Origin of the sequence: Natrialba sp. SSL1 (assembly GCF_001861355.1) — an archaeon.
In the GTDB taxonomy this organism is placed as follows: Archaea; Halobacteriota; Halobacteria; order Halobacteriales; family Natrialbaceae; genus Natrialba.
Genome location: NZ_MASN01000018.1, coordinates 284,864 through 309,390 on the forward strand (window position 1 = coordinate 284,864; position 24,527 = coordinate 309,390).

Sequence of the window (24,527 nt, forward strand, 5' to 3'; positions counted from 1 at the left end):
CCACGCGAGTCCCGTACTGCGAAATACGACCCGATCGAGGGCCACAGCAGCCCCGACTCGAGATGACTGCGCTCGGTCGAACAGTTCGCACCGCCGAGAGCGTACGTGGCGCCACAAATACCGGACCAGGCCTCATTCAAACAATTAAATTCACAATCTCCCATAGGTGGATACTACTATTGAGCCAGCCAGCGTGTGTCAATTTATATCATGGGCAACGGTACAAACACCGGCGGGGAGCATCGATACGGCGTCGTCACCGACGCCCAGCAACGACAGTTCCGAGAACGACTGGGACTGCCCACGACAGGCGTTCCGACCGAACCGAGCCTGCAAACGCTCCGATCGGCCGTCTCACCCGGAGAGACCGACGAACTGGCTGAGATGGGACAAGCGGTACGGGCAGACCTCTCCGACTCGCTGGACGAGGAAACACTCGAAACGGCGCTGTCGGCGATGGCCGAGCGCTTCGACCGATTTCCCGAACTGCAGCGAGACCCGATTCCCGAGTACGGAGACACACCGTATCAGGACCTCGCCGAACCGGCGTGGCGAATCGAAGACCACCTGACCGACACCTCGTTCTTCGCGAGCGCGGAGTCCAACCTGCCGTCGTTCACGCCGGCACACATCGAGACGACGACGGAACAGCTCCTGCAACTCGAGTCCCTTCCCGAGACGCTGTCCCTGCTCGGACTGGCGCGAGACGAACAGCTCGCGCTCGTGACGAACATCGTCACTTCGAGCGAGCAGCTCTCGTGGTGGGAGCCGACGATCAACTACCCCGACGCGACCGACGAAGGGTTCGAGGACGGCGTCGACCACGAGTACGTCCCGCCGCTGCACAAACGGGCGATGGGCGGCGTCTGTCTCTGGATCGACGGCCTCGACTGGTACATCTGGCAGAACAAGGTGATGCTCACCGACGAGATGATCGAACGCGGCCTCTGGGACGTGAAAGCGATGCTCGCCGGCGCGTACCTGCTCGGCGACGCCGCCCGGCGCGTCGCAGCGGGAACGATCAGCGACGACGATCTGACGACGCTCATCACCGCCAGCACCGCGACGATGATCCTCGGCCAGGAGTCACTCGAGACGGATCTCGTTCGCGTCACTGACGAGAACCGCAAGCCGCGCCGGTCGACGCGTTCGGGTGACGAACCGCGGAACGGAACGCGGCGCGGAAACAGAAACGGAGGTGCGTGAGCATGCACCCGATGCACGACAGACCGGCCGCACATCTGGAGGACGTCGAACTCATCCGCGAGGGACCGTACGACGAGAAACCCGGCGAGTCGGAGATCGAACAGGGAGATATCGACCAGATTCCCGAGGTCGAAATCACGCAGGAAGACCTCTACGAGACCGGCGAACGAACGGACAACTGGCTCATCTTCGGCGGCTCCTACGAGGGCCAGCGGTACTTCCCCGGCGACGGGATCACCCCCGACAACGTCGACGAGCTGGAACTCGAGTACCAACTCGAGAACCCTGCGGAGGGTGACGACCACCAGGGGACGCCGCTGGTGGTCCACGGCGATCCGCCGATCATGTACTACACGGTCGGACCGGACTCGCTCTACGCGCTGAACGCGCGAACCGGCGAGATTCTCTGGAGTCACGTTTACGAGCCGGCGACTGGTGCTGCAGAATCCGGTGCCTCTGCCGAGCGGGGGCCGGCAGTGCTCGGCGATACGGTCTACAAGAGTACGCTCGATTACGGCGTGCTCGCGATCGACCGCTACACCGGCGAGGAGCGGTGGTACTACAACGGCGCGTGCGTCTACCGCGACGAGCCCGCAGATGAACTGGTTCACTGGGAACTGGACTACGAGACGTTCGGTCCGACATCGTCGTTCCCGCCACTCATCTACGAGGGAACACTGATGAAGGGGACCTACGGCGCGGAGTGGGGCGTCACCGGCTTCTTCGACGCGATCAACCTTGACGGCGAACCACAGTGGCGGGTGAATACGACGCCGGAGGACCTCTGGGTCGGCGAGTCCTGGGTTCACGCCGGCGGCACGACGTGGGCGTCGGGTGCGATCGACCCCGAGACCGAGACCGTGATCGCTCCCTGCGCGAATCCGGGTCCCTGGTACGGGACCGTCCGGCCGGGCTGGAACCCCTACACCGCGGGGAAGGTCGCGCTGGATATCGAGACGGGCGAGTACCAGTGGAACTACCAGGACGCCCCACACGAGTGGTGGGACTACGACTCGCCGAGTCCGGCGCTCGTCTACGACGCCGACGTCGACGGCGACGAGCGTCGCCTCGCTTCCTGGCCCTCGAAGACTGGCTGGGTCTACACCGTTGATGTGGAGACAGGCGAACTCGTCGAGCGAAGCGAGGGCTACGTCCAGCACATGAACACGTGGTCGCTGCCGCCACAGGACGACATCGAGAACGCGCCGTGGATCATCCCCGAACTCGGTGGCGGCACGAATCCACAGCCGAGTTCGTACCACCGCGACAGCCGGACGATGGTCGTGACGGCGGCGAACACGCCGATGCAGTTCTCCTGGTTCGAGATCGAGTACGACGGACCGGAGTTCCCTTTCGAAGGAATGGAAACCGAGCGGGCGACCGAAGACGACGATATCGAGGAGTGGAACGGTCACCAGGGCGTTATCGCGGGGCTCGATCCGGTGACGGGCGATCTAAAGTGGCAGGAGTGGCGCGACGAGAGTCAACGAGGCGTCTCCGTCAGCACCGCTCCGGGCGTGACGTTCCTCGGCACGGCCGAAGGCGAGTTCATCGCCTACGAGACCGAGACTGGCGAGCACCTCTGGGAGGACGACATCGGTGGCAACGTCCGCGGCGGCCCAATCTGCTGGGAGGATCCGGACGAAGAGACCCACTACGTCGCGGTCTCCGTCGACGAAGAAGAGGTGCTCAACGTCTACTCACTGGAGGCGTAGATCATGCACGAGACCAACAGCGACACCGAAACCAGCGACAAGGTACTCCGGCGCACAGTGATCAAGCTAACCGCAGCCGGCGGCGCGACCGCCGCGATGGGCGCAGGTACGGCGGCACAGGAGGACGACGAAGACGAGGATGTCGACGATGACGAGATTCCAGTCGCAGAGGACGCACAGGGCGAGGAGATCGAAGAGGAGGCCGTCGACGAGACCCAGGCAGAGATCGTCTTCCCCGAACAAACGACGGACGGCACGAGCCTCGAAATCGAATCGGCGACGCTGCCTCGCGGGGGCTTCATCTCGATTCAGGATCCGACGCTCGCCGTACGGAACTTCGAAGAACAGGTCGAGGGCGACGAGCGGTGGTTCGACCTGACCGTTCTCGGACACTCACCGCGCCTCGACGCCGGTTCCTACGACGAGTTCACGATCGAACTCGAGGAGGCACTCGAGGAGTCGCGCTCGTACCTCGTCATGTTGCACCGAGATACGACCGGCAGCGGGACGTTCGACTGGGTCGCCAGCCAGGGTGCGGTCGACGAGGCCTACCTGTCGGGCGGTGAGCGCGTCCGGAACCGCGTCGTCGGAGACGCATATCTCGAGATCGAGTAGCCGGGATCGATCTCTTTTTCTCCGTTCTTTGTGGCCACGATCAGGGTGCGGCGGCGGCCGGTGTCTGTGGCCTCTCACGACCCGGGTTTCTGTCGCCTCCGTGGCCCGGTCTCAGGCGAAGTTCGCGACCCAGTACGCGGCGTAGAGTGCCACGAGGAGCACACCGTCGGCGCGCGTTACGCGGCTTCGGGCTAGCATCACCGTCACGAGTAGCAAGCACGCAGCGAAGAACGGCCAGTGGATCGTCATCACCGCCCCGCCGGTGTCGATCGGGTGGAGGAGCGCGATCAGACCGATGTTCGCGGTCGTGTAGAAGACCGTGCTTCCGACGATGTTTCCGACGGCCAGCTGCGGTTGCCCCCGCCGAACCGGTTCGACGGTCAGGGCCAGCTCTTCGATCGACGCGATGAAGCTCAACACCGTCGCGCCGAACGCGAGACCGGAGATGCCGAACGCGACGAAGATCCGTTCCGCGCTGAACACCGTGAGCAGCGAGCCGGCCGTCAGCCCGACGATCGCGAGGAGCGCAACGCCGAGAGTGAACCGCCCGCTGCGGTGTCCGAGTTCGGGGACGAACTCGTCGAGATCGAGGTCAAGGTCGATATCCAGAACGCACCCGCGTGAGACGCTCTCGCGTTCGATTTTACCCGACCGATCGTCATTATCCTCGTCCACGCCGGCGCCGTTCGCCTGTACCGACGGCCCGAGATCCGTCTCCACGCTCTCCTGGACCTCCTCCGAGAGCATGTACACCGTCTCCGATCGGCTCTCGAGAACGTAGATGAGTGCGAGCAGCGGGACGAACACCGCGACGAGGAGTACTCCCTGGCGTTGATCGATCGTCCCGCCGAGCGAGAGCACGAACGCCGGGATCGGGACGAGCAACAGCATGAACAGGTACACGCACGGAACGTCAATCTCGAATGGAACGAAGAGTCCCGCGAGTCCAACGGCGATCGCGAGCACGAACAGCGACTCGCCGAAGACGGTTCCGAGCGCGAGATCGGGGAGCGCAACCGACGCGGCGGTGACGCCCAACACGGCGTTCTCGAGGTCGATGCCGGCCAGAATCACGGCGAGGAAGAAGCCGGAGATCCCGAGCGAGACGGCGCTCTGGGCGACCGCCTCGATGAACACCTCGACGAACCAGATAACCAGGAGCACGCCCAGCAAGAACAGTCCGCCGAAGAGGAGGAGTCCGACTCCCGCTGCGACCATGGGAGTTCCACACCGTTGAACCACTTAACACTCCAACCGGTTCGAGCGCCACGTCGAGGCGGACGGGCGACCCTGACGAGCGACGCGTGTATACTTTTCCAACGGACGACTATACCCGACTCTCGGGCTTTATACAGCCGCTTACCGTGATATTGTCCGTCATGCACGGATCGAGTGGGACTCGAGTACCCGACCGGAGCGAACGAGACCACGAGAGCGGGCGGGACGGGTGGAGCGGTAATCGTCGACGATACCTTGCCGCAGTCGGACTCGTTTCGGTGGGCGTGGTGAGCGGCTGTCTCGGGCTCGGAGACGACGAATCGGACGTGCTCGGTGATCCCGAGTATCGAGAGGATCGACCGGATCCGGGTGGTGTCTCGATGGAAGACATGCCGGACCTGAACGGAGACCTGACTATCTACTCGGGACGCAGCCAGCCGCGGATCGGCGAACTGATCGAGTACGTCGAGGCACAGTACGACGACCTGACCATCGAGGTCAGATACGACGACACGGCGGATCTGATCAGTACGATCGAGACGGAGGCCGAGACGCCGGCGGACGTCTTCTACGGCAGCGAGACGCAGTCGATGACCCACCTCAAGGACGAGGGCTACACCGTCGAACTGCCGGACGAGGTCGTCGACCTGGTCGACACGGGTTCGGTCGATCCGGACGGTCACTGGACGGGTTTCACCCGCCGATTCCGCGCGGTGGCGTACAACAGGGACGCGTACGATGCGGACGAGCTACCGGACGACATCTTCGCCTATGCGGAGGACGAGCGGTTTCAGGGCGATATCATGTGGCCGCCGGATCAGGGCTCGTTCCAGGCGTTCATCACCTCGATGCGGCTCCTCCACGGCGAGGACGAGACCCGCTCGTGGATCCAGTCGATGGTCGACGATCAGGGTGTCGAGGCCTCGCCGGGCGGCGACAGCGCACTGGCCCAGGCCGTCGGCGACGGCGAGGTCAGTGTCGGGCTGACGAACCACTACGTCGTCCGCGACCACGGCGGCGACTCCGTCGGCCTGGCGTTTACCAGCGACGACGCGGGGGCGATGTACAACGTCACCGGCGGCACGGTGATGGCCGACAGTGACGACACCGAAACCGCCGCGAACTTCGTCCAGCACATGCTCTCGGCGGAGGCCCAGGAGTACTTCGCGACGACAACCTGGGAGTACCCCGTCATCGACGGCGTCGAACCGCTCGCGGAACTCCCCGGAACGGACGAGTTCGAGCCACCCGAGTTCGATCTGAACGAGCTCGACGACCCCGATCCGACGCTCGAACTTCTGCGAGAGGAAGACGTTCTCTGAGGACGCGGGAAACAACATCGACGTTCCGAGTGACGACATGGGACCAGATCCATTCCGAACGAACGACGGCGTGACAGCGCCGGCGAGCGCCGAGCGAGCGCACGCAGTAGCCTCCGAGGACAGAGCCAGAGCCGCTGCAGGCGACGAATCCGGGGACGACGGGCGCTCGCGACCGTGGGGACTCACCCTGCTGGCCGCCGCCGTCGCCGCCGTAATCGTCGTCCCCGTCGCCTGGATCGGCGTGATGGCGCTCACCGTCGATGTAGAGCGGGCGCTGTCGATCATCTTCCGGCCGATGACGCTCGAGGTTCTCGCGAACACGCTCGTCCTGATCGCGCTCGTCACCACCTTCTCGGTGCTCATCGGGGTGCCGCTCGCGATACTGACGGTGCTGACGGATCTCCCCTTCAGGCGGTTCTGGCTGGCCGCACTCGCGCTCCCGCTCGTGATTCCGAGCTACACCAGCGCGTACGCCTTCATCTCCATCTGGGGGCCGCACGGGCTGGCCCAGTCGCTCGTCGAACCGCTCGGCGTCTCCTCGCTACCCGAACTCTACGGCATGCCCGGCACCGTCGCTATCCTCACGCTGTACAACTACCCGTTCGTCTTCATCACCACCGTCGCGGCGCTGCGCGCGTTCGACAAGACGTACATCGACGCCGCGCGCACCCTCGAGGACAACCTTCTCGGGGTCTTTCGGGAGGTCGTCCTCCCGATGACGAAACCCGCCATCGCCGCCGGCGCGCTGCTCGCCGCCCTCGAGACGGCCGGCGACTTCGGCGTCCCCGCCATGTTGCGACTCAACGTCTTCACGCGACAGATCTACGTCGAACACAACGCCCTCTCCCACGACTACGCCGCGATGCTCTCCCTCCACCTCGTCGCGATCACGCTCGTCATCCTCGTCCTCGAGTACGCCGTGCGCGAACACCGGACGATCCACGGCGGGAGCCGCGGCGGCTCGCGCTCGTACACGTTCCACCTCGGCGCCTGGAAGTGGCCGGCGCTGGCCGTCTGCGCCGCCATCGTCGGCCTCGCCGTCATCCTCCCGGTGTCGGTGCTCCTGTGGTGGCTCGTCCGCGGCCCCGAGACCTACGTCGGCGCGTTCGGCTTCCGACTCGAGTACGCCCTGAACTCGGTGTCGGTCTCGCTACTGGCCGCGCTCGCGGCGGTCGTGCTCGCGCTGCCGGTCGCGTACCTCTCCGCCAGATATCGCTCGCTCGCGTCGACGGTACTCGAGCGCGCGACGTACGTCGGGTTCGCCGTGCCCGGCGTCGTCATCGGGCTGAGCCTGGTCTACTTCGGGTCAGCCTACGCACCGACGCTGTACCAGACGATTCCGTTGCTAGTCTTCGCATACGTCGTGCTCTACCTGCCGCTCGCGGTCGGGGCGGCCAGAACGGCGTTCCTGTATGTCAACCCGCGGTTCGTCGAGGCCGCCCGGTCGCTCGGCTGTCCGCCGCGCACGGCCTTCCGCCGGGTGACGCTCCCGCTGGTCGTGCCCGGACTCGTCGCCGGCGGCGCGCTGGTCTTCCTCCACGGGATGAAGGAGCTTCCTGCGACGCTCCTCCTCCGACCCGCCGGCTTCGACTCGCTCGCGACGTTCATCTGGATGGCCGAGCGCAACGCCTACTACGGCTACGCGGCGGTTCCCGCGCTCGTCCTCGTCTGCGTTTCGGCGCTGGCAATCGTCGGGGTGCTGCCGGGCAACGGAACCTCACTCTGGCGGCGAGTGCGTCGCCGTATCGGGACCAAACGCATGAACCCACCAACTCAGACCGAAGACGCGACCGACCGCGACGACACAGACCCGTTCAGCCGATCCGCTTCCCCGCCAACCCAGACACGGAGCGCGACCGACGGCGGGAGCCCCGTTCAAGACGACACACCCGCCCATCCGCAATCGGACAGCGGAGAATCCAATAGATCACGATCGGACAGCGAGGAGTCAAACCGTTCGCGGTCGGACAACGAGGAATCGCCCGTGCTCGAACTCGAGTCCGTCACGAAATCCTACGGCGTGCGACCAGCCGTGTCGGACCTCTCGCTGTCGGTTCGGGAAGGCGAACTACTCACGTTACTCGGCCCCTCCGGCTGCGGGAAGACGACAACGCTACGCCTGATCGCCGGGCTAGTGCGGCCCGACAGCGGCACCATTCGGATCCGCGATGACTCTGTGGCAGACGCCGCCGACGAGACGTTCGTCCCGTCCGAGAGCCGCGATGTCGGCATCGTCTTCCAGGATTTCGCGCTCTTTCCCCACAAGACGGTCGCAGAGAACGTCGCCTTCGGCCTCAATGATCTCGATGGGGCCGGCGGGGGAGGGAAGCCTGTCGACGAAACCGTCGACGACCTACTCGAGTTAGTCGGGCTCGGCGACTACCGCGATCGGTTTCCGGACGAACTCTCCGGCGGGCAGAAACAGCGCATCGCGCTGGCGCGGTCACTGGCTCCGGAGCCGGACGTGTTGTTGCTCGACGAACCGCTGTCGAACCTCGACGCCGGCCTTCGCGTTCGGATGCGCGAAACCGTTTCGGAGATACTCGACCGGGTCGACGTGACGGCGGTCTGGGTGACTCACGACCAGACGGAGGCGCTCTCGGTCGGCGATCGGACCGCCGTGATGATCGACGGGGAGATCGCACAGGCCGATTCCCCGCGATCGCTGTTTATGCGCCCTAAGTCGCGGGCGGTCGCCGACTTTTTGGGACAGGCGAGCTACCTCCCCGGACGCCAGAACGGCACCGGGGTCGTCGAAACGCCGATCGGAACGCTCGACGGAGATCGTGTCGCAGTGCAGTCCAACGCTGAACGGGGTGGATCTACGGACCAAGAGCAGGCACAGGAGCGCAACGACGGTGGCAACAGTAGTGACAACGACGCCGGTGCAGACGCCGACGCCACCAGCAACAACGAGGACAACAACAGCACCACCCACAACCTCGACCTCCTCTTCCGCCCCGACGACATCTCCATTACCAACAGCGCACCCGACACCGCCGATGGCCGAATCGTCCACCGCCAGTTCACCGGTTCGACAGTCCGATACCGAGTAGTACTCGAGTCCACAGCCGGGCTGGAAAACAGAGAGTCAGTCGGCCAGCGTGGCGAGAATATCGCCGATGGCGCGCCGGTACTCGAGTGTCGCTGCTCACACGAGACGTGGTACGAGGTCGGGACGCCGGTGTCGGTGTCGATTACGGCGAGTCATTCGGTGCCGGCGTTTCCGCTGTAGGAGGTTCGGACGTGGACGTAGACGTTGACGTGGTGAGACGGCTGTCGGGAACTGAGTCGAAAGTGGGCTCAGTCGGTCTCCGAAACCTCCGGCTCGGTCTGGTCTGCCTGCAGGACGAACGTCCGCTCTGGTGGGGGTGCGAGACGCAACTCCACGGCTGCCGTCAACCGGTAGTACTTGCGGTTCCCACGCATGTACCAGTCGACCAGGCCGGCTTCCTCGAGCGTCGAGAGGTGATGCACCGCCGTCTTGCCGTCCATTCCGACGTCCTCCGTCAGTTCCGAGACGTACTTCGGCTCGCGGGACAGTTCGCGCAGAATCTCGAGCCTGGTCCCGTTCCCCAACGCCTCGATGAGTGACATATGACAGTCGTCCACGGCCGCACACAGAAACGTTGTGTAGGTACGAACACCTGACATACCGGATTTCGTGGCTGTCGGCTCAGAATCAGGTCCAGGTTTATGGCCGTCCTCGTCGTAGTTCGAGGGCATGAGTGACCGGGTCAACGTACCGGACGACCGCGACCGCACACAGCGAACGATCACGGACGGTTTCTTCGAACGCGAGGTCTACCTCTCCCGGCAGGAAACCGCCACCTTCCTCCGAGACCTCGCAGATCAGATCGAAGCCGACACGAACGTCACCGTCGCCGGCTCAGAGTGGGAAATTCCCTTCGAGTACCGCGAACCGATCGAAGTGGAAATCGAGTTCACGAAACAGCGCGAGCGCGAACTCGAGATCGAACTCGAGTTCAGCGAGGCGAGCGACGGTGGCGGATCGGGTCTGTCGGTGCGGTGAGCCAAGCGTGCAGCAGCGTCAGGCGCATCGGCTCTCGAGTACACCGCCCTGAACGAGCGCCGCGCGGAGCCGCTGCCAGTCGTCGGGTGTGTGCCACCCCCAGCCGTGTTTCCGGACGCCGTCGCTTCGGGCGAACTGATCAGTGGCGAGTCGGAGCGTTCGTTCGATTTGCTCACGAGACTGTGCCTCATCGACACCCTCGGCTCTCATCGCCCGGTCAGCAATCGCCGTCGCAACCGACGAGGGCGAGCGCTGTACCCACCCCCAACTGGCCGTTACTGCCGCGAGAAACGCCCGAATCCGAGCCTGTGTCTCGGGATCAGTGACCCCCTCGCGGCTGGCGACCAGCGCCGGGCCGTACACCGGATACTGCTCTGCGATCGAGATTACATCCACGGTCGCGCCGTCACGCTCGAGTCGCGTCGCATCTGCCGCCATGCCTGTGACCGCGTCGACCTCGCCGGACTCGAGTGCAGTGCGTTCCTCACCAGCCAGTTCAACGACGTCGACCGCGTCACGGATGCCGGCCTGGGAGAGCAGGAGCTGGCCGAGAAGACCAGTTTCTGAGGCTGGCGGCATGCCGAGTCGACGGTCACGAAGCTGGTCGAGGCGCTCGAACGGCTCGCCGAAGGCGGACTGTGTCGTGTAGAGGACGACGGGTGAGCGCGGGAGGAGGACTGCAACTGGCACGACATCACGGCCAGCAGCGCGCTCGCACAACACCGTTGCTGCGCCCGCGACGGCGAGGTCCGTTTTCTCGTCTTCGACGACCGTTCGGACGGCTGCACTCGAGCCGGGGCAGGCGTGGTACTCGAACTCCAACTCGAGTTGGAGTTCGAGTTCGAGTTCAAGTCCAAGTCCGAGTTCGGACTCAGTCTCGGACCCGGTCTCGGGTTCGGTTGGACGATCGGGTGTGCCTGGCTCGTCGCCGATAGTAGCCGCAACCGGACCGAACAACGCCCCGTGGAAGCCGTTCGGATGCCAGTTGAGTGCGACGCGCACCCGTTGTGGGGTTTCGTTCCGGTGTTCCTGGTCTGAACCGGTCGGCGCCCCGTTCCCGTTGTCGTCATCGTCGAACCGCGCTGCCTGCCGGAGCAGCCGGTCGGCGTGGTCATCGGCGACCTGCCGGGCAGTAGTCGCAAGTGAATCCACCGCGTGCCACGCGTTCGGCGGCCGTCCCGGCGACGAGGTCTGGATAGTCGTGCGTTCAACGAAGTCGCGCTCCTCGAGTCGGTCGAGACTCGTCCGCGCAGCGTTCTTGCTCAGACTCGTTCCGATGTGGATCGCGGTCAGCGTCGCCGTACGGTCGAGGTCGGCCTCCCGAACCCGGCACAGCAGGTACGCGAGAACGCGGCCGGCGTCCTCACCGAGGCCCGCCGCGAGCCGCGTGATGAGCGGCTCATCTGCGTCCGTGAGCACCGGGAACGTTCGTCTGTCCATGGTGTGGTGAGAGGAGTGTCGAACTACCACGGCGGGGCGCATAAAGTCGGAGCCGCCGATTCCGTCAGCTCGCCGTGAGCCCAAGATGAGTCCTCAACGGATATACAGAACGAGTATCCCCAGTGCGAGCAGGAGCAGCCCCCACCAGAGCGAGTCGCCGGGGAGCACTTTCAGAACGAGCGTGACGACACCTGAGGAGAACAGCGACCAGCCGATTGTCGTTTGATATGCCATACGAAGCGGACGGGATCGAGACGCATAATTCACCAGCCTGCTGGGAGGCCAGCAACGACTCTCGGTATCGATACCGATCACGAGAGCACTGCTGGCGACACAGGCGACGCGTGGTGTGCGAAAAATGAACGGCGGTACTCGAGTCCACTCTGTACTCGAGTCCAATGGTGAGTGGTCAATTCGAGTGGGGCTGTACGGGTTGTACGTGTGCGGTGTACGGGTGTACAGGTGTACAGGTGTACGAGAGTGTGTACAGCGTACGGGAGCGCGGTTGGATGGGGGGTGTAACCTGAGCCGAGTTACATCATGCCGCCCATGCCGCCGCCCATACCGCCCATGCCGCCGGCACCTGGGGCACCGCCTTCGTCGTCGCCCTTGTCGGTGGAGAGGTCACCGGCGGAGATGATGTCGTCAATCTTGAGCACGAGGTTCGCGGCCTCGGCAGCGGAGGTCACGGCCTGCTCCTTGGCGTGGGCTGGCTCGACGACACCGGCGTCGTAGGTGTCCTCGATGTCGCCCGTGAAGACGTTCAGGCCGGCCTCGACATCGCCGTCGTCGTGTGCGGCACGGAGGTCGACGAGCGTGTCGATGGAGTCGAGTCCAGCGTTCTCGGCGAGCACGCGTGGGACGAGCTCGAGCGAGTCAGCGAAGGCCTCGACGGCGAGCTGTTCGCGACCGGAGACGGAGTCGGCGTAGTCACGAAGGCGCGAGGCGAGTTCGACCTCGATGGCACCGCCGCCGGCGAGGGCACGACCGTCGGAGACGGTCTGCGCAACGACGTCGAGTGCGTCGTTGACGCCGCGCTCGAGTTCGTCGACGACGTGGTCGGTGGAGCCACGGAGCAGGAGGGTGACGCCGTGGGCGTCCTCGCCCTCGACGTAGAACAGTTCGTCCTCCTCGTCGCGAAGAACGTCGCCGTGGCCGAGGTCCGCGGCGGACGCGCTGCCGAGGTCGGAGACGATGGCCGCGTTGACGACCTCCGAGAGGAACTCGAGGTCGGACTTCTTCGCGCGGCGGACGGCGAGGATGCCTTCCTTGGCGAGGTAGTGCTGTGCGAGGTCGTCGATGCCCTTCTGGCAGAAGACGACGTCAGCGTCGAGGTCAGCGATCTGCTGGACCTTCTCCTGAAGCTGCTCTTCCTCGCGGTCGAGGAACTGCTGGAGCTGGTCTGGGTCCGTGACGGAGACCTCGGTGTCGATGTCGGTCTCTTCGACTTCGATCGGCTCGTTCAGCAGCAGAATGTCGGCGTTCTCGGCCGAGGTCGGCATGTTGTCGTGGACTGGGTCCTTGTCAATGATGCCACCCTCGAGGAGGTCGGATTCGGAAACGCCGCGGCCGGTCTGGGTCTCGATGTTGAGGAACTCGAGGTCGACGACGTTGTTGCCCTCGGCGTCCTCGACGGTAACCTGGCGGACGGCCTCGACGATGAGGTTTGCGAGGTGTTCCTTGTTGACCTCGGTGCCCTTGCCGGTCATCGAGGTTTCGGCGACCGAGCGCAGGAGATCCTCGTCCTCGGTGTCGACGTCGACGGCGATGTCGTTGATCTCTTCGCGAGCCTGCTCGCTCGCCATGTGGAAGCCCTTGATGATTGCCGTCGGGTGGATGTCCTGCTCGAGGAGGTCCTCGGCGTTCTTGAGGAGCTCACCGGCGATCGAGACGGCCGTCGTGGTGCCGTCGCCAGCCTCGTCCTCCTGGGTCTCGGCGACCTCGATGATCATTTCGGCCGTCGGGTTGTCGATGTCCATCTCCTGAAGGATGGTGACGCCGTCGTTGGTGATCGTTACCGATCCCATCGAGTCGACGAGCATCTTGTCCATCCCTTTCGGGCCGAGTGTGGACTTGACGGACTCAGCGACCGCGCGAGCGGCGCTGATGTTGTAGTCCTGCGCGTCCTTGTCCTTGACGCGCTGGGAGTCCTCGCTCATCACGATCATCGGCTGTCCCTGCTGCATTCGCTGGCTCATAGTCAGCCGAATCATTGATTGTGATTCTACATAAATGCACCGATTCGGAGAGAGTAGGGCGAGGTGTGGGCACTCATCAGAAACGCGGTAAAACCACCGTAGTGCGCGCCGACCCACTCAGAACGGTCGTGCTCCGTCGCATTCACGAGACGCCCTCACAGGACGCGACATCCCACCATCTTTAAGTATATATTCCCGATTACGGCGACATCGGTTCGACCAGCGAAGCAGAGTCGATACTTGGGTCGTTGACCGCGGTCGAAACCGGATACGCTCGCATCTCCGCGGCAGGATGCGGTGCGAGCAGGTCCGCTGGATCCTCTCCCGAGAGCCACCGCTGCTCGTCAGTGGGGTCGAGAATGACCGCCATCCGGTGATGGAGGTCCGCCACGAGGTCGTTCGGTTCCGTCGTGATGATCGTGAACGTTTCGAGTGGCCCCGGTTCAGCACCATCAGTATCACTTTCAGCGGCCCCACCGCCGAACGCGTCGAGGCCGGTCTGGGTCGTCTCGTCCTGTGGCCGCTCGCGGCGGACCCAGAGCCCCGCCAGCGCGAACGGCCGGTCGTCCTCGAAGGCGACTCGATAGGGCTGCTTCCCGTCGTCCGTCTCGACCCACTCGTAGAAGCCGTCGGCGGGGACGAGACAGCGCCCGGCCGCGGGCGTCTTGCGGTCGTTTGCGTTCTGCTCCATCGCTGCACTCTCTGCATCCGCACCCGTCGCCTGCCGATACGCGTCCCGAAAACTCGGCTTCTCGTCGACCGTCTCCGCACGCGCGTTGATGATTCCCGACCTCGTCCCGCTCGCATCGTCCGCCCACGTCGGCACCAATCCCCACTCGAGTTCCCGGATCGTCGTCGGCGTCTCATCAGTGATCACCGGGAGGTCCTGCCCGGGGGCCATGTTGTATCGCGGGGAGAACTGCTCGCCATCCGATGCAAACCGCACACCGAACCGGTCTTCGAGTTCGTCCTGCGCGAGCATGAGTGTGTAGCGACCGCACATACTGTCACCCTCGCTCGGCGCGGGTAAAGCGTTGTCCGCTCGATGATCGGCAGGTCCGAGACTGGCAAGTAGTGAGCGGAGGTTGAGAGCGATAACAGCGGTCGTTGGGCGGGTGAATGTTGTGGCGCGTGAAACGACGGTCGAGCGCGTAGTAGGCGACTACTCGTCGGTACGCGCTGCGTACTGGCTCGGCAACCGGCCGTAGGCCCATCGTTACGATAGCGGTTCTCTTCGGAATGTGGGCTGGGCCACCAATGACGACAACCGGGTCAGACCGCTACGAAATGATCGTGTGTCAGGACGGGAAGCTCGAGATTCGAGACCGCGAGAAGGCAAACTGCTGGATCGCGACGGATTCACCGATCGAACTCGAGCGGTGAGCACGTCTAGCTGAGTCGCACGCTGCTGTCCCAGTGACGACAGTGAGGATCCTCTCAGTGATGTACACGTTCCGTTCGGAGCACCCAAAACAGGTCGAATTCTCGTACCGACCACCGAGAAGCCAGTAGCCGTCGTGTGATCTGGTAGACATCAACTTACAGTGGCCACTACGGTTGCCTCCGGTTGCGCTGTGAACATGTTCCGTAGTGTGCTCGTTCTCCGGGTATGCTGTATCATAGCGAGCCAATGTCTGTAGTTTTACATAAAAGTAACGCAGTATCGAGAGAGGTTACCCAGATATAGACGGTAATTTCCAATAGAAATTCTATTCATTACTTTACTCTGATATCTGGGTGTGTGGCGCATGGCACCAGCATCTACCGACGAACTGAGTGAGACCGCACAAACTACTGAATCAGCGACACAGAACGACTCCATACTCACACGGCGGACGTTCGGAAAGGGAGCCGCGATCCTTGCAGGAGTGAGCGGTGCCGGACTGGGGTTCGTGTGGTTCGGCAGTAGCCCGGCACTCGCAGTCGACGATCCCGAGGAATGGATCGCCAACTCGGCCGAAATCACGACGCACGATGGTAGTGTCGATGCGGTGACGTTCGGCGACCCCGACGAAATAGCCGACGGGGATGAACTCGAGGACGACGACAATCGACTCATTGTGGAATGGTCCGGATTCAACGCGGACACGCGTGATGCGACCTTCAACGTGTCTCTCGCAGGGACCGATGGCGGCGACGGCGGTACCTGGGCCGGCGGAGACGAAACGACGGAGCAAGAAGAGCTAGCGACCGGATCAGAAACGCTTGAAGGAACGAACGGGTCCGCTGCGTTCACTTGGCTCGATGTCTTCGGAGAGTCACAGCCAGTTGACGTCGCAGAGCACACCGAAATCGAATTGAGCGATTTCGAAGAAGACGACGATGGTGCAACGAGGGTCCGTGAGCTAGAAGTGGAGATTGAAGTCGTCGTCCCCGACGAAGACGAACTGACTGCCACACAGACGGCGACCGCTACGATCACAGTTACGAATCAGGAAGCAACCATCGAGGTCGGAGGCCAGGGAACGTTCGAAATTGAGTCCGACGAAGCGGTCGAAGATGAGGAAGAAGCGGAAGTCACGGATGAGGAAAAGTAAACCGCGCTACTCGGGAGAATGAATCCAAGAAACGCCAGGACTGGGATTTGAACCCAGAATCCCAAAGGGAACACGCTTTCCAGGCGTGCGCCTTACCGTTCGGCCATCCTGGCTCACCTTATCGTAACCACGTCCCTCGTTTAACTCTTACTTTTAGTCGCCGTCAGCGCCAGTGTCAGTGACCGTGTCAACCGCTGCCAGTACCGGTGCTACGAACAACGTCCGCAGCAGCGTCGTCTACCCACGGCGTCAGTCCTGCGTCCGCTCCGCCGCTCGCTTCGCCGACCAGGCCGCCACCCGGTACTCGAGTACGTACGCGCTCACAGCGGTCCCCACACCGACGAGGACTGCGACGGCGAACCCCTGGATGATCGACACCAGCGGCTCGACGACCAGCGCGTAGCCCTGGACGAGGACCAGAAACGCCATGAAGCCGACCGCGCCCCATAACAGGGCGGATTTCGTTCGTGGATTCATTCGTCGTTCACTCCGTCGTCCATTCAAGAGAGTGCAAAACGGTGGTTACTCGAGTGACGCGATCGCTTCGATCTCGATGCCGACGCCCTTCGGGAGTGCGGCAACTTCGATGGCGCTGCGGGCTGGTGGCTCGTCGTCGAAGTAGCTGGCGTAGGTGTCGTTCATCGCGTCGAAGTCCTCGATGTCGTCGAGGAAGACGGTGACCTTGAGGATGTCTGCAGGGGTCGCGTCGGCTTCGTTGAGGACGGCGACGAGGTTGTCGAGGGCCTGTTCGGCCTGCACGTCGATCGGTTCGTCGTCGAGGAGATCGCCGTCGGGCGTCAGGGGAATCTGGCCGGCGGTAAACAGCAGGTCGTCGTTGGTTGCCGCCTGGCTGTACGCGCCGACTGCGGATGGCGCCTCGTCGGTGTCGATGATTCGCTTCATACCCGCTACTGCTTCCCGATTGGTCTTAAATGCAGGCGAAACGCGGTCGTCTCGCCGATCCTCGCCAATCGACTACGTGTTGTGGACCGATCAGGCCAGAATATCGACCACGTACCCCTCCTCACGGAGCGCCTCGAGGAACGAATCGACGTGGTCGGGACCGCGCATCTCGAGTTCGATCTCGACTTCCGTATCGCTCATCTCGACCTCGCGCGAGGTGCGGTCGTGGTGGATCGCGTAGATGTTGACCTGATACTCGGTGAAGATCTCGAGTAGTTTCTCGAGTGCCCCGGGACGATCCTTGAGCACGGTTCTGATCTTCAGATAGCGGCCGGTCTCGACGAGCCCGCGGACGATGATATTGGTGAGCGTGTTGAGATCGACGTTCCCTCCAGAGAGGATTGGCACGATGGTCTCGCCCTCCTCGTAGTCGAAGTGCTCGAACAGGAGCGCGGCGAGCGGTACCGCACCAGCACCTTCGACCAGCGTTTTCGAGCGCTCGAGCAGGTAGACGATCGCGACCGCGATTTCGGAGTCCGAGACCGTGACGACCTCGTCGACGTACTCCTGAATGTGGGCGAACGGCTTCTCGCCGACGCTTCGCGTCGCGATTCCGTCAGCGATGGTGTCGACGCCGTCGAGCGAAATTCGCTCGCCCTTCTCGAGTGAGGTCGCCGCGCTCGAGGCTCCCTCTGCCTGGACGCCGATGACGCGCGTCTCGGGTCGCTGCTCCTTGATCGCCGCGGCAACGCCGCTGATGAGGCCGCCGCCGCCGATCGGGACGACGACGGTGTCGACATCGGGGCAGTCCTCGAGGATTTCGAGGCCGATCGTCCCCTGACCGGCCATCACGTACTCGTCGTCGAAGGCGTGGACGTACGTACGGTCTTCCGTCTCCTCGAGTTCGTGGGCGCGCTGGGCGGCCTCGTTGTAGTCCGTCCCGTCGAGGACGACCTTCGCGCCGTAGTTACGGGTCGCTTTGACCTTCGAGATGGGCGCGTGCTCGGGCATGACGATCGTCGAGTCGACGCCAGAGCGCGTGGCGGCGAGGGCGACGCCCTGGGCGTGATTCCCCGCGCTCGCGGTGACGACTCCCGCATCTTTTTCCGCTTGAGAGAGCGTCGCGACGCGGTTCGTCGCACCGCGGATCTTGAACGACCCCGTCCGCTGGAAGGTCTCGAGTTTGAGGTGGACATCGGCGTCGGTCATCGACGAATAGGTGTGTGAATATTCGAGCGGGGTGTGTCTGGATGTTGCACGTACCCGGTCCTGAGCTTCGAGAACGTCAGCAAGTTCGATCATATGCGTGCCTATTCGGCAGATATTGTAAGACTGTCGGGGACGATCGAGCGGGCGGCGCCCCACCCCCACTACCCCGACAGGAACAGGAACGTGCTGCCAGCGGCAACACGACAGGGATACAGGGAATGCACGGCGTGTGACGTGCAACTATAGACGGGCACGCAGACACCATAAAACCCACCCCTCCAGAGTGAAAGTGAAATCGCAAGCAGGCGTCGGGTTCAGACTGCCGTCAGACGCCCGGCGCACGGGTGTCATTCGCCACTCGAACGCCGACATCGTGTGCGTCGATGTACTCGCGAACACTCCCCTCGAACGTCGCCGCTCGGGGCCACTCGAGTGCCGACTCGATGCCGAGTCGATCGGGGTTGCCGACGTAGGTCCAGACCGGGGGCTGGCTGTTCTCGTCTACCGGACGGCTGTCCGTGGCCGCGTTTGCGTTTCTTCCCGTACCTGCGGCTGTTCCCGTAGCCGTATTCGAATTCGCGTCCGCGCCCGCGTCCACACCCGTATCCGCATCTACATTCGTGAGCCACGGCACGCGGACGCGAACGTAGAGTCCGTGCTCGACGCCTTCGTACCGATCGAGCCGTTCGAGTCCCGAGTCGGTGACGGCGAGCAGTGTTCCGGTCGTTTCGCCGCCTGTCGCTTCACTGTCCGTTGTTTCACCGCTCGTCGTCTCGTTCCCCATTGTCCCGTCCTCCATCGCCGACCCAGCCGGCGCGAGCGTCGGGTACTGGCCGTCGACCTGACGGCAGCCCCCGAGGACGGCGTCGCCGACGATTTCGGTATCTGGCCACTCGGCCCCGAGGACGGCACTGGCCTGTTCGCGGTCAGTCAGCGTTCCGTAGACGAAGACGAAGGAGAGGTCGTGAGCGCACACAGGTCAGTCAAACTATCTCGAGGCGGCTACTTTTCGGTTGCGACGCGCTCGAGATGGCTTCGCGACGAGCGATCACGGTAGTGGCACCCACAATCAAAACAAGCCAAACACGATCAGCGCAAGAAACCAAACCGCTCTACGGCGTGTCGTTAGCGCTCCGAAATCGGTACGAACTCCTGGTCCTCCGGACCCGTATACCGGGCGCGCGGTCGGATCAGGCGATTATCGTCCTGGTACTCGAGTACGTGTGCGATCCAGCCGCCAGCGCGGCTCATAGCGAAGATCGGGGTGTACATGTCGATCGGGATGCCGAGCTGGTAGTAGACCGAGCCGGAGTAGAAGTCGACGTTCGGGGCGATGCCCTTCTCGACCAGGCCCTTCTCCTCGGAGAGATACTGTTCGATCGTTGTGGTGTAGTTGTACCACTTGTCGTCGCCGTTTTCGGCGAGTTCCTTGCTCCGTTCTTCGAGGATCTTCGCGCGGGGGTCTTTGACGTTGTAGACGCGGTGGCCGAAGCCGGGGATGCGTCGGCCTTCGTCGGTGGCCTGTTCGACCCACTCGCGGTGGTCGAGGTCGCTTTCGTCGATCTCGATCAGGACTTCCATGACGTCCTGATTGGCGCCACCGTGGAGCGGGCCGGAGAGTGCGCTAATGCCGCCAGTGACGGCGCTGTAGATATCTGCCATCGTGGAGCCGATAACCATCGAGGTGAACGTGGAGGCGTTCAGGCCGTGGTCGGCGTGGAGGATGAGCGCCTGATCGAAGGTTTCAGCGGCGATGTCGTCGGGTTCCTCGCCGGTGAGCATGTAGAGGAAGTTCGCGGCGAGTCCCAGATCAGGATCGGGATCGACGGGCTCCTCGCCGAGTCGGTAGCGCTCGAAGGCGGCGAGTGCGGTCGGAATCTTGGCCGTGATTCGTCGACCCTTACGAAGCGTCACGTCGAGATTTTCGGGGTCAGCGTCGGTCTCGGGTTCGGTTGCCGAGAACATCGAGACGGCGGTCCGAAGGGCAGCCATCGGCTGCTCGTCGGCGTCGGCGAGACGCTCCATCGTCGCGAGCACGTCGTCGCTGACGGTGCGTTCCTCGGTGAGTGCCTCGGTAAACGACGCGAGTTCGTCTTCGGAAGGAAGGTGGCCGTTCCAGAGGAGATAGAGGACTTCCTCGTAGCTCGCGCCACGGGCAAGGTCCTCGATCGCGTAGCCACGGTAGATCAACCGTCCCGCGTCACCATCGATCGAGCTGAGGTCTGACTCTGCGACCAGGACGCCCTCAAGCCCTTTTTTAAGGTCGTCTGCCATACCGTGGAATTTCAGTCGCCGATGGAAAAGTATTGTCGTTTTCTCGCCGTGATCTGTCAACAGACGGGAGTCGGTCCCTGGCCGCAGATTTCTGGCAATGAAGCGTGCTCACAAAGCACACTCAGGTATCCATCTGTTCGACGAGTTCGACAACGTAGCCGTTCGGATCCTCGACGAACGCAACCCGGCAACCGATATCGTCCATCGTCGTCGGCTCCATCTCAACGGGCGGGTCAACCTGTGCAACCAGTCGGTCGAAGACCTCGTCGGTGCTCTCAACGCCGACGGCGACGTGAGCCATCGTGCCGGGATCGATCTCGGGACCGCCAGCCGGATCGTACTTGAACTGGAACTCCGCGTTCTCGCCGCCGATGTAGACGTTTTCGACGCCGTCGTCCGTCTCGAACGACCAGTTCTCCGTCAGGCCGAGCGCGTCGACGTAGAAGGATCGCGTTTGCTCGAGATCCGATACCCAGAGTGCCGTGTGGATAACGTCCATATGACCAGTCAGACGGACTGTTGTAAGTTAGTTCCGGCGCGAGGGCAGACACACGCGGCCGTATCGGTCGAGGAGCACAGCACGGTTGAAGAGTACAGCACGGTTGAGGAGCACGTCATCCCCGGTCGCCGTCTGGGAACCTCATCGAGGCAAGCCACACATTCGAACGCGTTCGCTCGTTCACATGAGTATCGGCAATTCTCGCGGCGATGGAATTAGCCTGCGGCTTACCAGAACAGCCACCCGAGACTCAGACGATGGAAATCAGTGAATTCCTCGACGGAGAGGCATTAACTGGAACGCACGCAGCAATCATCTTCGGCGCATGGCTCGGTCTTGTCATGGTCAGCGCGTTCGTCCTCACGTTCGTCGTGTGACGCTGGCGCTGACGCTAACTCTACCGACCAGAGCAGTAATTCATCGTACAATTTGATGCTAAAACAGCCCTAGCGGCCCAGAGCCACGAAAACAGCGATGCTGCCGGCGAACGCTACAGCTGCTGGCCGAGTTTCTCGCGACTGATATGCACACCAGTCGGCGTGATAATCATCTGATCTTCGCCCTTGCGGACGATGTCGCCGTCGACCTCCTGGGCGACCTGCCGGAGTTCGTCGACGATATGCTCGACAGTGCTATCTTCGGTTCGGAGCCGAGTGATATCCGCAATGACGATGTCGCCGTCGTAGACGGCGTCTTTGATATCGATCGCGTCCGCCTGACTGCCGACTTCCGCGATGTGTACCTGCATCGCCGCCGCGTCGGCCGAACTCGCCGAAACGTCGTCGAGATTCAGTTCGACGTAGTCCTCGGCAGTCCGCGACTGGTTGCCACCGAGAATCTTACTCATCAGTCCCATTGCCGTTACCCACCGGGGCCGCCAGTATAGTTCTTACGTCAGACGGACACTCCATTGATCGAGACTGTTGGACAACTGTCTCGTCTGCTGGTGTCACTATAGTAGCCACTGCAAGTCACTGCACACCTGCTCGCCAGACGACTCGGCGATCAGTGTGTAACTAGTTGCAGTTGTTACTATATCCCGAGCGGTGACACTGGAATCTCTGCCTACACTCCCACACCAGTCGCCCACGCATTGGCCGCTACCTCCATATTTTTTGACTCTCACTCCGTCACCTCAGCCGATGACCTTCAGCATCTGCGTCCACGAATCCTACACCACCCCCGACGGCGAGGAACACGAGCGCTTCGGTGTCGCCGTCACGACCCGCCTCCCCGGTGTTGGCACCCTCTGTCCGTTCGTCAGCGAACACGGTGCCGTCGCCACCCAGAGCCTCGTCAACATCGACCTCGGGCGAACCGGCATCGAATACATCGACGACGGTCTCGCTGTTGACGACGCACTCGAGTCCCTCCTCAATGCAGACGACGGTGCACCCCAGCGCCAACTCCACGGCGTCGACGCCGAGGAGACGTTCGCCTTCTCGGGTGCGGAGTGTGGCGACTGGTTCGGCCACCAGGAGGGCGAGCACTTCACAGTTGCCGGGAATCTCCTCACCGGCGAAGCAGTGATCGAAGAGACGGCCGCAATGTATGCGGATGCAGCGGTACACGAGACGACGGACGAGACGGACGGAAGTCCGCGCGAGGGCGACGGCCCCGCTCCGCTCGCGGAGCGACTGATCGACGCGCTGGCGGCGGGTCACGAGCAGGGCGGCGACAAGCGCGAGGGGCTGACGGTCCAGAGCGCGGCTGTGGTCGTCGAATCGACGGAGTCCCACGACGTGACGAAGCCGTACAACGATCTGCGCGTGGACGCGACCGAGACGCCAGTCGCGGACCTTCAGGAGACCTACGAGCTCGCGGTGGACGGCTACGAGGCCACACTCGAGCGATACGCGGAGGCGTACGAACAGGATTCGATGGAGGAAGCGGCAGAGAGCTGAGTGAGAGGCGGACAGAGAGTTCAGTAGTTGAACGTGATTGGAGGATAGATGACGGTACTGATGACTCACAATAAGTGGATGATCCAGTACCTTATCCCGCCCCATACCATATGATATCACAACAAGCGGTGGTCATTCATGGGCAACGGAGACAAAAACGGTCGAGAAAACAGTAAATCGTCGGAATCTGATAGTCCGAGAGAGGAGAACTCGCTTGGAGCCGCTCTCGAAGCCTCTCTGCAAGCTGGGTTGCGATCGGTAGCCAATGGATTGAGGAACGCAGTGGAAGGAGACACAAGTACAGGTACAGTGCCCTCCAGAACACCGTCTCAACCACATCCGTCTGCTAGAAGGCAAGCAAATCAGAATCGGGGTGCAGACACCGTAAGACGGACGCGTGAATCGAAATCCGAAGAGTGCTTACTCGATACTCGCTTCACCGACGATAAGTTCACCGTCACTGCTGATCTGTTTGGTGCTAGTTTAGACGACATCACGGTCGGTGTCAACCCGAGAACAAACGAGCTTGTCATCGAGAAGACTGGAACTGTCGTTGGACGAGTTGACCTTCCGTGGGCCTCGCCCGAAATACAGAACGCGTGGTTCAAGAACGGCATCCTTGAAGTCCACATGAAATCGGACGATGCCGATTCGCTCAGCAACTCACCGCCCTAGATGATCGATTCGTTCAACCACTGTATTGAGCTGGATACTAGTCTGTGAGTTGCTGGTTGACCGGTTTTCCCTCCATCTCGACTGAGCGGTCGACACGCTTCGTTGATTGACTCCTATCGAGTGTCACATTCGTGCGCTGTATGCAGCACGATTCCTAAACAGATCACCGTTTGAGGACCTCAGCAAGCCCGACTGAGAGAGTGCGAGCTACGTTACGCCGTAAATTCGTACAACTCGTCGCCAACGTGGTGTAGCGAGTCAACCACCTTCCCCTCGTTGCCAGCCATCTCCGAGCCCTCGACGCGAGCACGGCCGATCGCCAGCACCTTGCCGTGGGACTCCTCCGCGATAACGACCAGGTCGTCCGGCGAGATGTCTTCCGTCGCCTCCGTGATCCCCGGCCGCATCACGTCAGCCCCGTCGCTGACGAACGAAATCGCGCCGGCATCGACCGTCACCAACCGCCGTTCGGGCTCGTAGGCGTTCGCACCGCGAACCGTCAAAAACGGCACCTCGTCGAAAAACGCAACCTGTGGCTCGCCGTCAATTAGAATGACTTCGCGGTCCGCGTCTTCGAACTCGACGCGCTCGTACGTGTCGCCGTCAGGTGAGACGCCCAACTTCTCAGAGAGATCGGACTCGAGTGCCGAGACATCGTCGCTGCGAAGGTGGTGGCGAGATTTGACTTGCATACCCGTGCTACCGTGCGAGCCCATTTAATAGAATAGATTTCTCGTGGCCCCATTTCGCGGTCTGCGTCTCGTGGACCACAGAAGGCA

At 62.7% G+C, this 24,527-nt stretch carries 24 protein-coding genes and 1 tRNA gene; 10 read left to right on the forward strand and 15 right to left on the reverse strand.

What is annotated here, in order from left to right; translation table 11 throughout:
- Positions 1 to 210: 210 nt before the first annotated feature.
- The 3 genes from BBD46_RS05560 to BBD46_RS05570 are packed head-to-tail and all read left to right on the forward strand — an operon-like array spanning position 211 to position 3,536.
- Positions 211 to 1,206: a hypothetical protein gene (locus BBD46_RS05560; protein ID WP_071400748.1), complete on the forward strand. Its 996-nt coding sequence runs from the start codon at positions 211 to 213 to the stop codon at positions 1,204 to 1,206.
- 11 nt (positions 1,207 to 1,217) lie between these two features.
- The gene (locus tag BBD46_RS05565) at positions 1,218 to 2,921 is read left to right on the forward strand and encodes a PQQ-binding-like beta-propeller repeat protein (RefSeq protein WP_071400853.1); all 1,704 of its coding nucleotides are present in this window, start codon (positions 1,218 to 1,220) and stop codon (positions 2,919 to 2,921) included.
- A 3-nt stretch (positions 2,922 to 2,924) separates the two neighbouring features.
- The gene (locus BBD46_RS05570; protein WP_071400749.1) at positions 2,925 to 3,536 is read left to right on the forward strand and encodes a DUF7282 domain-containing protein; all 612 of its coding nucleotides are present in this window, start codon (positions 2,925 to 2,927) and stop codon (positions 3,534 to 3,536) included.
- Between the two features lie 111 nt (positions 3,537 to 3,647).
- On the opposite strand, the gene BBD46_RS05575 is transcribed toward BBD46_RS05570, so the two are convergent.
- The gene (locus tag BBD46_RS05575) at positions 3,648 to 4,754 is read right to left on the reverse strand and encodes a sodium:calcium antiporter (RefSeq protein WP_071400750.1); all 1,107 of its coding nucleotides are present in this window, start codon (positions 4,752 to 4,754) and stop codon (positions 3,648 to 3,650) included.
- A 161-nt stretch (positions 4,755 to 4,915) separates the two neighbouring features.
- Here BBD46_RS05575 and BBD46_RS05580 point away from each other — a divergent pair, with 161 nt between their 5' ends.
- Together BBD46_RS05580 and BBD46_RS05585 are read left to right on the forward strand one after the other, a co-directional pair.
- Positions 4,916 to 6,076, forward strand: coding sequence for an extracellular solute-binding protein (locus tag BBD46_RS05580; protein WP_071400751.1), 1,161 nt, complete (start codon positions 4,916 to 4,918; stop codon positions 6,074 to 6,076).
- 37 nt (positions 6,077 to 6,113) lie between these two features.
- Complete coding sequence (locus BBD46_RS05585) at positions 6,114 to 9,311, forward strand: ATP-binding cassette domain-containing protein (RefSeq protein ID WP_071400752.1); 3,198 nt, start codon at positions 6,114 to 6,116, stop codon at positions 9,309 to 9,311.
- A gap of 68 nt (positions 9,312 to 9,379) precedes the next feature.
- On the opposite strand, the gene BBD46_RS05590 is transcribed toward BBD46_RS05585, so the two are convergent.
- Entirely contained in the window at positions 9,380 to 9,673 is a 294-nt protein-coding gene (locus tag BBD46_RS05590) for an ArsR/SmtB family transcription factor (protein WP_071400753.1), read from the reverse strand.
- A 127-nt stretch (positions 9,674 to 9,800) separates the two neighbouring features.
- On the opposite strand from BBD46_RS05590, the gene BBD46_RS05595 reads away from it, so the two are divergent.
- On the forward strand, positions 9,801 to 10,109 hold the full coding sequence (locus BBD46_RS05595) for an amphi-Trp domain-containing protein (RefSeq protein WP_071400754.1): 309 nt from the start codon (positions 9,801 to 9,803) through the stop codon (positions 10,107 to 10,109).
- An 18-nt stretch (positions 10,110 to 10,127) separates the two neighbouring features.
- Here the strand turns inward: BBD46_RS05595 and BBD46_RS05600 are convergent, their stop codons facing one another.
- The 4 genes from BBD46_RS05600 to BBD46_RS05610 form a co-directional block, all read right to left on the reverse strand.
- On the reverse strand, positions 10,128 to 11,549 hold the full coding sequence (locus tag BBD46_RS05600; protein WP_071400755.1) for an ABC transporter substrate-binding protein: 1,422 nt from the start codon (positions 11,547 to 11,549) through the stop codon (positions 10,128 to 10,130).
- 93 nt (positions 11,550 to 11,642) lie between these two features.
- Positions 11,643 to 11,783 carry a hypothetical protein gene (locus tag BBD46_RS22555; RefSeq protein ID WP_004217276.1) on the reverse strand — a complete coding sequence of 47 codons (141 nt, stop codon included), beginning with the start codon at positions 11,781 to 11,783 and terminating at the stop codon, positions 11,643 to 11,645.
- Positions 11,784 to 12,082: 299 nt separating this feature from the next.
- Positions 12,083 to 13,735 carry a thermosome subunit beta gene (gene thsB, locus BBD46_RS05605; RefSeq protein ID WP_071400854.1) on the reverse strand — a complete coding sequence of 551 codons (1,653 nt, stop codon included), beginning with the start codon at positions 13,733 to 13,735 and terminating at the stop codon, positions 12,083 to 12,085.
- Positions 13,736 to 13,946: 211 nt separating this feature from the next.
- Positions 13,947 to 14,750 (reverse strand): SOS response-associated peptidase, encoded by an 804-nt coding sequence (locus BBD46_RS05610; RefSeq protein ID WP_071400756.1) that lies wholly within the window; start codon positions 14,748 to 14,750, stop codon positions 13,947 to 13,949.
- A 254-nt stretch (positions 14,751 to 15,004) separates the two neighbouring features.
- Here BBD46_RS05610 and BBD46_RS23340 point away from each other — a divergent pair, with 254 nt between their 5' ends.
- Complete coding sequence (locus tag BBD46_RS23340) at positions 15,005 to 15,130, forward strand: hypothetical protein (protein WP_004217278.1); 126 nt, start codon at positions 15,005 to 15,007, stop codon at positions 15,128 to 15,130.
- A 365-nt stretch (positions 15,131 to 15,495) separates the two neighbouring features.
- Positions 15,496 to 16,284 carry a hypothetical protein gene (locus BBD46_RS05615; RefSeq protein ID WP_071400757.1) on the forward strand — a complete coding sequence of 263 codons (789 nt, stop codon included), beginning with the start codon at positions 15,496 to 15,498 and terminating at the stop codon, positions 16,282 to 16,284.
- A gap of 32 nt (positions 16,285 to 16,316) precedes the next feature.
- On the opposite strand, the gene BBD46_RS05620 is transcribed toward BBD46_RS05615, so the two are convergent.
- The 8 genes from BBD46_RS05620 to BBD46_RS05655 all read right to left on the reverse strand — a co-directional run bounded on the left by BBD46_RS05620 (position 16,317) and on the right by BBD46_RS05655 (position 22,025).
- Positions 16,317 to 16,397: transfer RNA gene (locus BBD46_RS05620), tRNA-Ser, on the reverse strand.
- Positions 16,398 to 16,533: 136 nt separating this feature from the next.
- Complete coding sequence (locus tag BBD46_RS05625) at positions 16,534 to 16,761, reverse strand: hypothetical protein (protein WP_071400758.1); 228 nt, start codon at positions 16,759 to 16,761, stop codon at positions 16,534 to 16,536.
- A 45-nt stretch (positions 16,762 to 16,806) separates the two neighbouring features.
- Positions 16,807 to 17,187, reverse strand: a complete 381-nt coding sequence (locus BBD46_RS05630; RefSeq protein ID WP_071400759.1) for a Rid family detoxifying hydrolase — start codon at positions 17,185 to 17,187, stop codon at positions 16,807 to 16,809.
- Between the two features lie 90 nt (positions 17,188 to 17,277).
- The gene (gene ilvA, locus BBD46_RS05635) at positions 17,278 to 18,489 is read right to left on the reverse strand and encodes a threonine ammonia-lyase (RefSeq protein ID WP_071400760.1); all 1,212 of its coding nucleotides are present in this window, start codon (positions 18,487 to 18,489) and stop codon (positions 17,278 to 17,280) included.
- Between the two features lie 232 nt (positions 18,490 to 18,721).
- Positions 18,722 to 19,372 carry a gamma-glutamylcyclotransferase family protein gene (locus BBD46_RS05640; RefSeq protein ID WP_071400761.1) on the reverse strand — a complete coding sequence of 217 codons (651 nt, stop codon included), beginning with the start codon at positions 19,370 to 19,372 and terminating at the stop codon, positions 18,722 to 18,724.
- Between the two features lie 149 nt (positions 19,373 to 19,521).
- Positions 19,522 to 20,670, reverse strand: a complete 1,149-nt coding sequence (citZ, locus tag BBD46_RS05645; RefSeq protein WP_071400762.1) for a citrate synthase — start codon at positions 20,668 to 20,670, stop codon at positions 19,522 to 19,524.
- 121 nt (positions 20,671 to 20,791) lie between these two features.
- Complete coding sequence (locus tag BBD46_RS05650; RefSeq protein ID WP_071400763.1) at positions 20,792 to 21,169, reverse strand: VOC family protein; 378 nt, start codon at positions 21,167 to 21,169, stop codon at positions 20,792 to 20,794.
- Between the two features lie 490 nt (positions 21,170 to 21,659).
- Entirely contained in the window at positions 21,660 to 22,025 is a 366-nt protein-coding gene (locus BBD46_RS05655; protein ID WP_004217285.1) for a cell division protein SepF, read from the reverse strand.
- A 286-nt stretch (positions 22,026 to 22,311) separates the two neighbouring features.
- Here BBD46_RS05655 and BBD46_RS05660 point away from each other — a divergent pair, with 286 nt between their 5' ends.
- Positions 22,312 to 23,073 (forward strand): DUF1028 domain-containing protein, encoded by a 762-nt coding sequence (locus tag BBD46_RS05660; RefSeq protein WP_071400764.1) that lies wholly within the window; start codon positions 22,312 to 22,314, stop codon positions 23,071 to 23,073.
- Between the two features lie 138 nt (positions 23,074 to 23,211).
- Complete coding sequence (locus BBD46_RS21520) at positions 23,212 to 23,748, forward strand: Hsp20/alpha crystallin family protein (protein WP_084777683.1); 537 nt, start codon at positions 23,212 to 23,214, stop codon at positions 23,746 to 23,748.
- A gap of 212 nt (positions 23,749 to 23,960) precedes the next feature.
- On the opposite strand, the gene BBD46_RS05665 is transcribed toward BBD46_RS21520, so the two are convergent.
- Positions 23,961 to 24,440: an RNA-binding protein gene (locus tag BBD46_RS05665; protein WP_071400765.1), complete on the reverse strand. Its 480-nt coding sequence runs from the start codon at positions 24,438 to 24,440 to the stop codon at positions 23,961 to 23,963.
- Positions 24,441 to 24,527 lie beyond the last annotated feature (87 nt).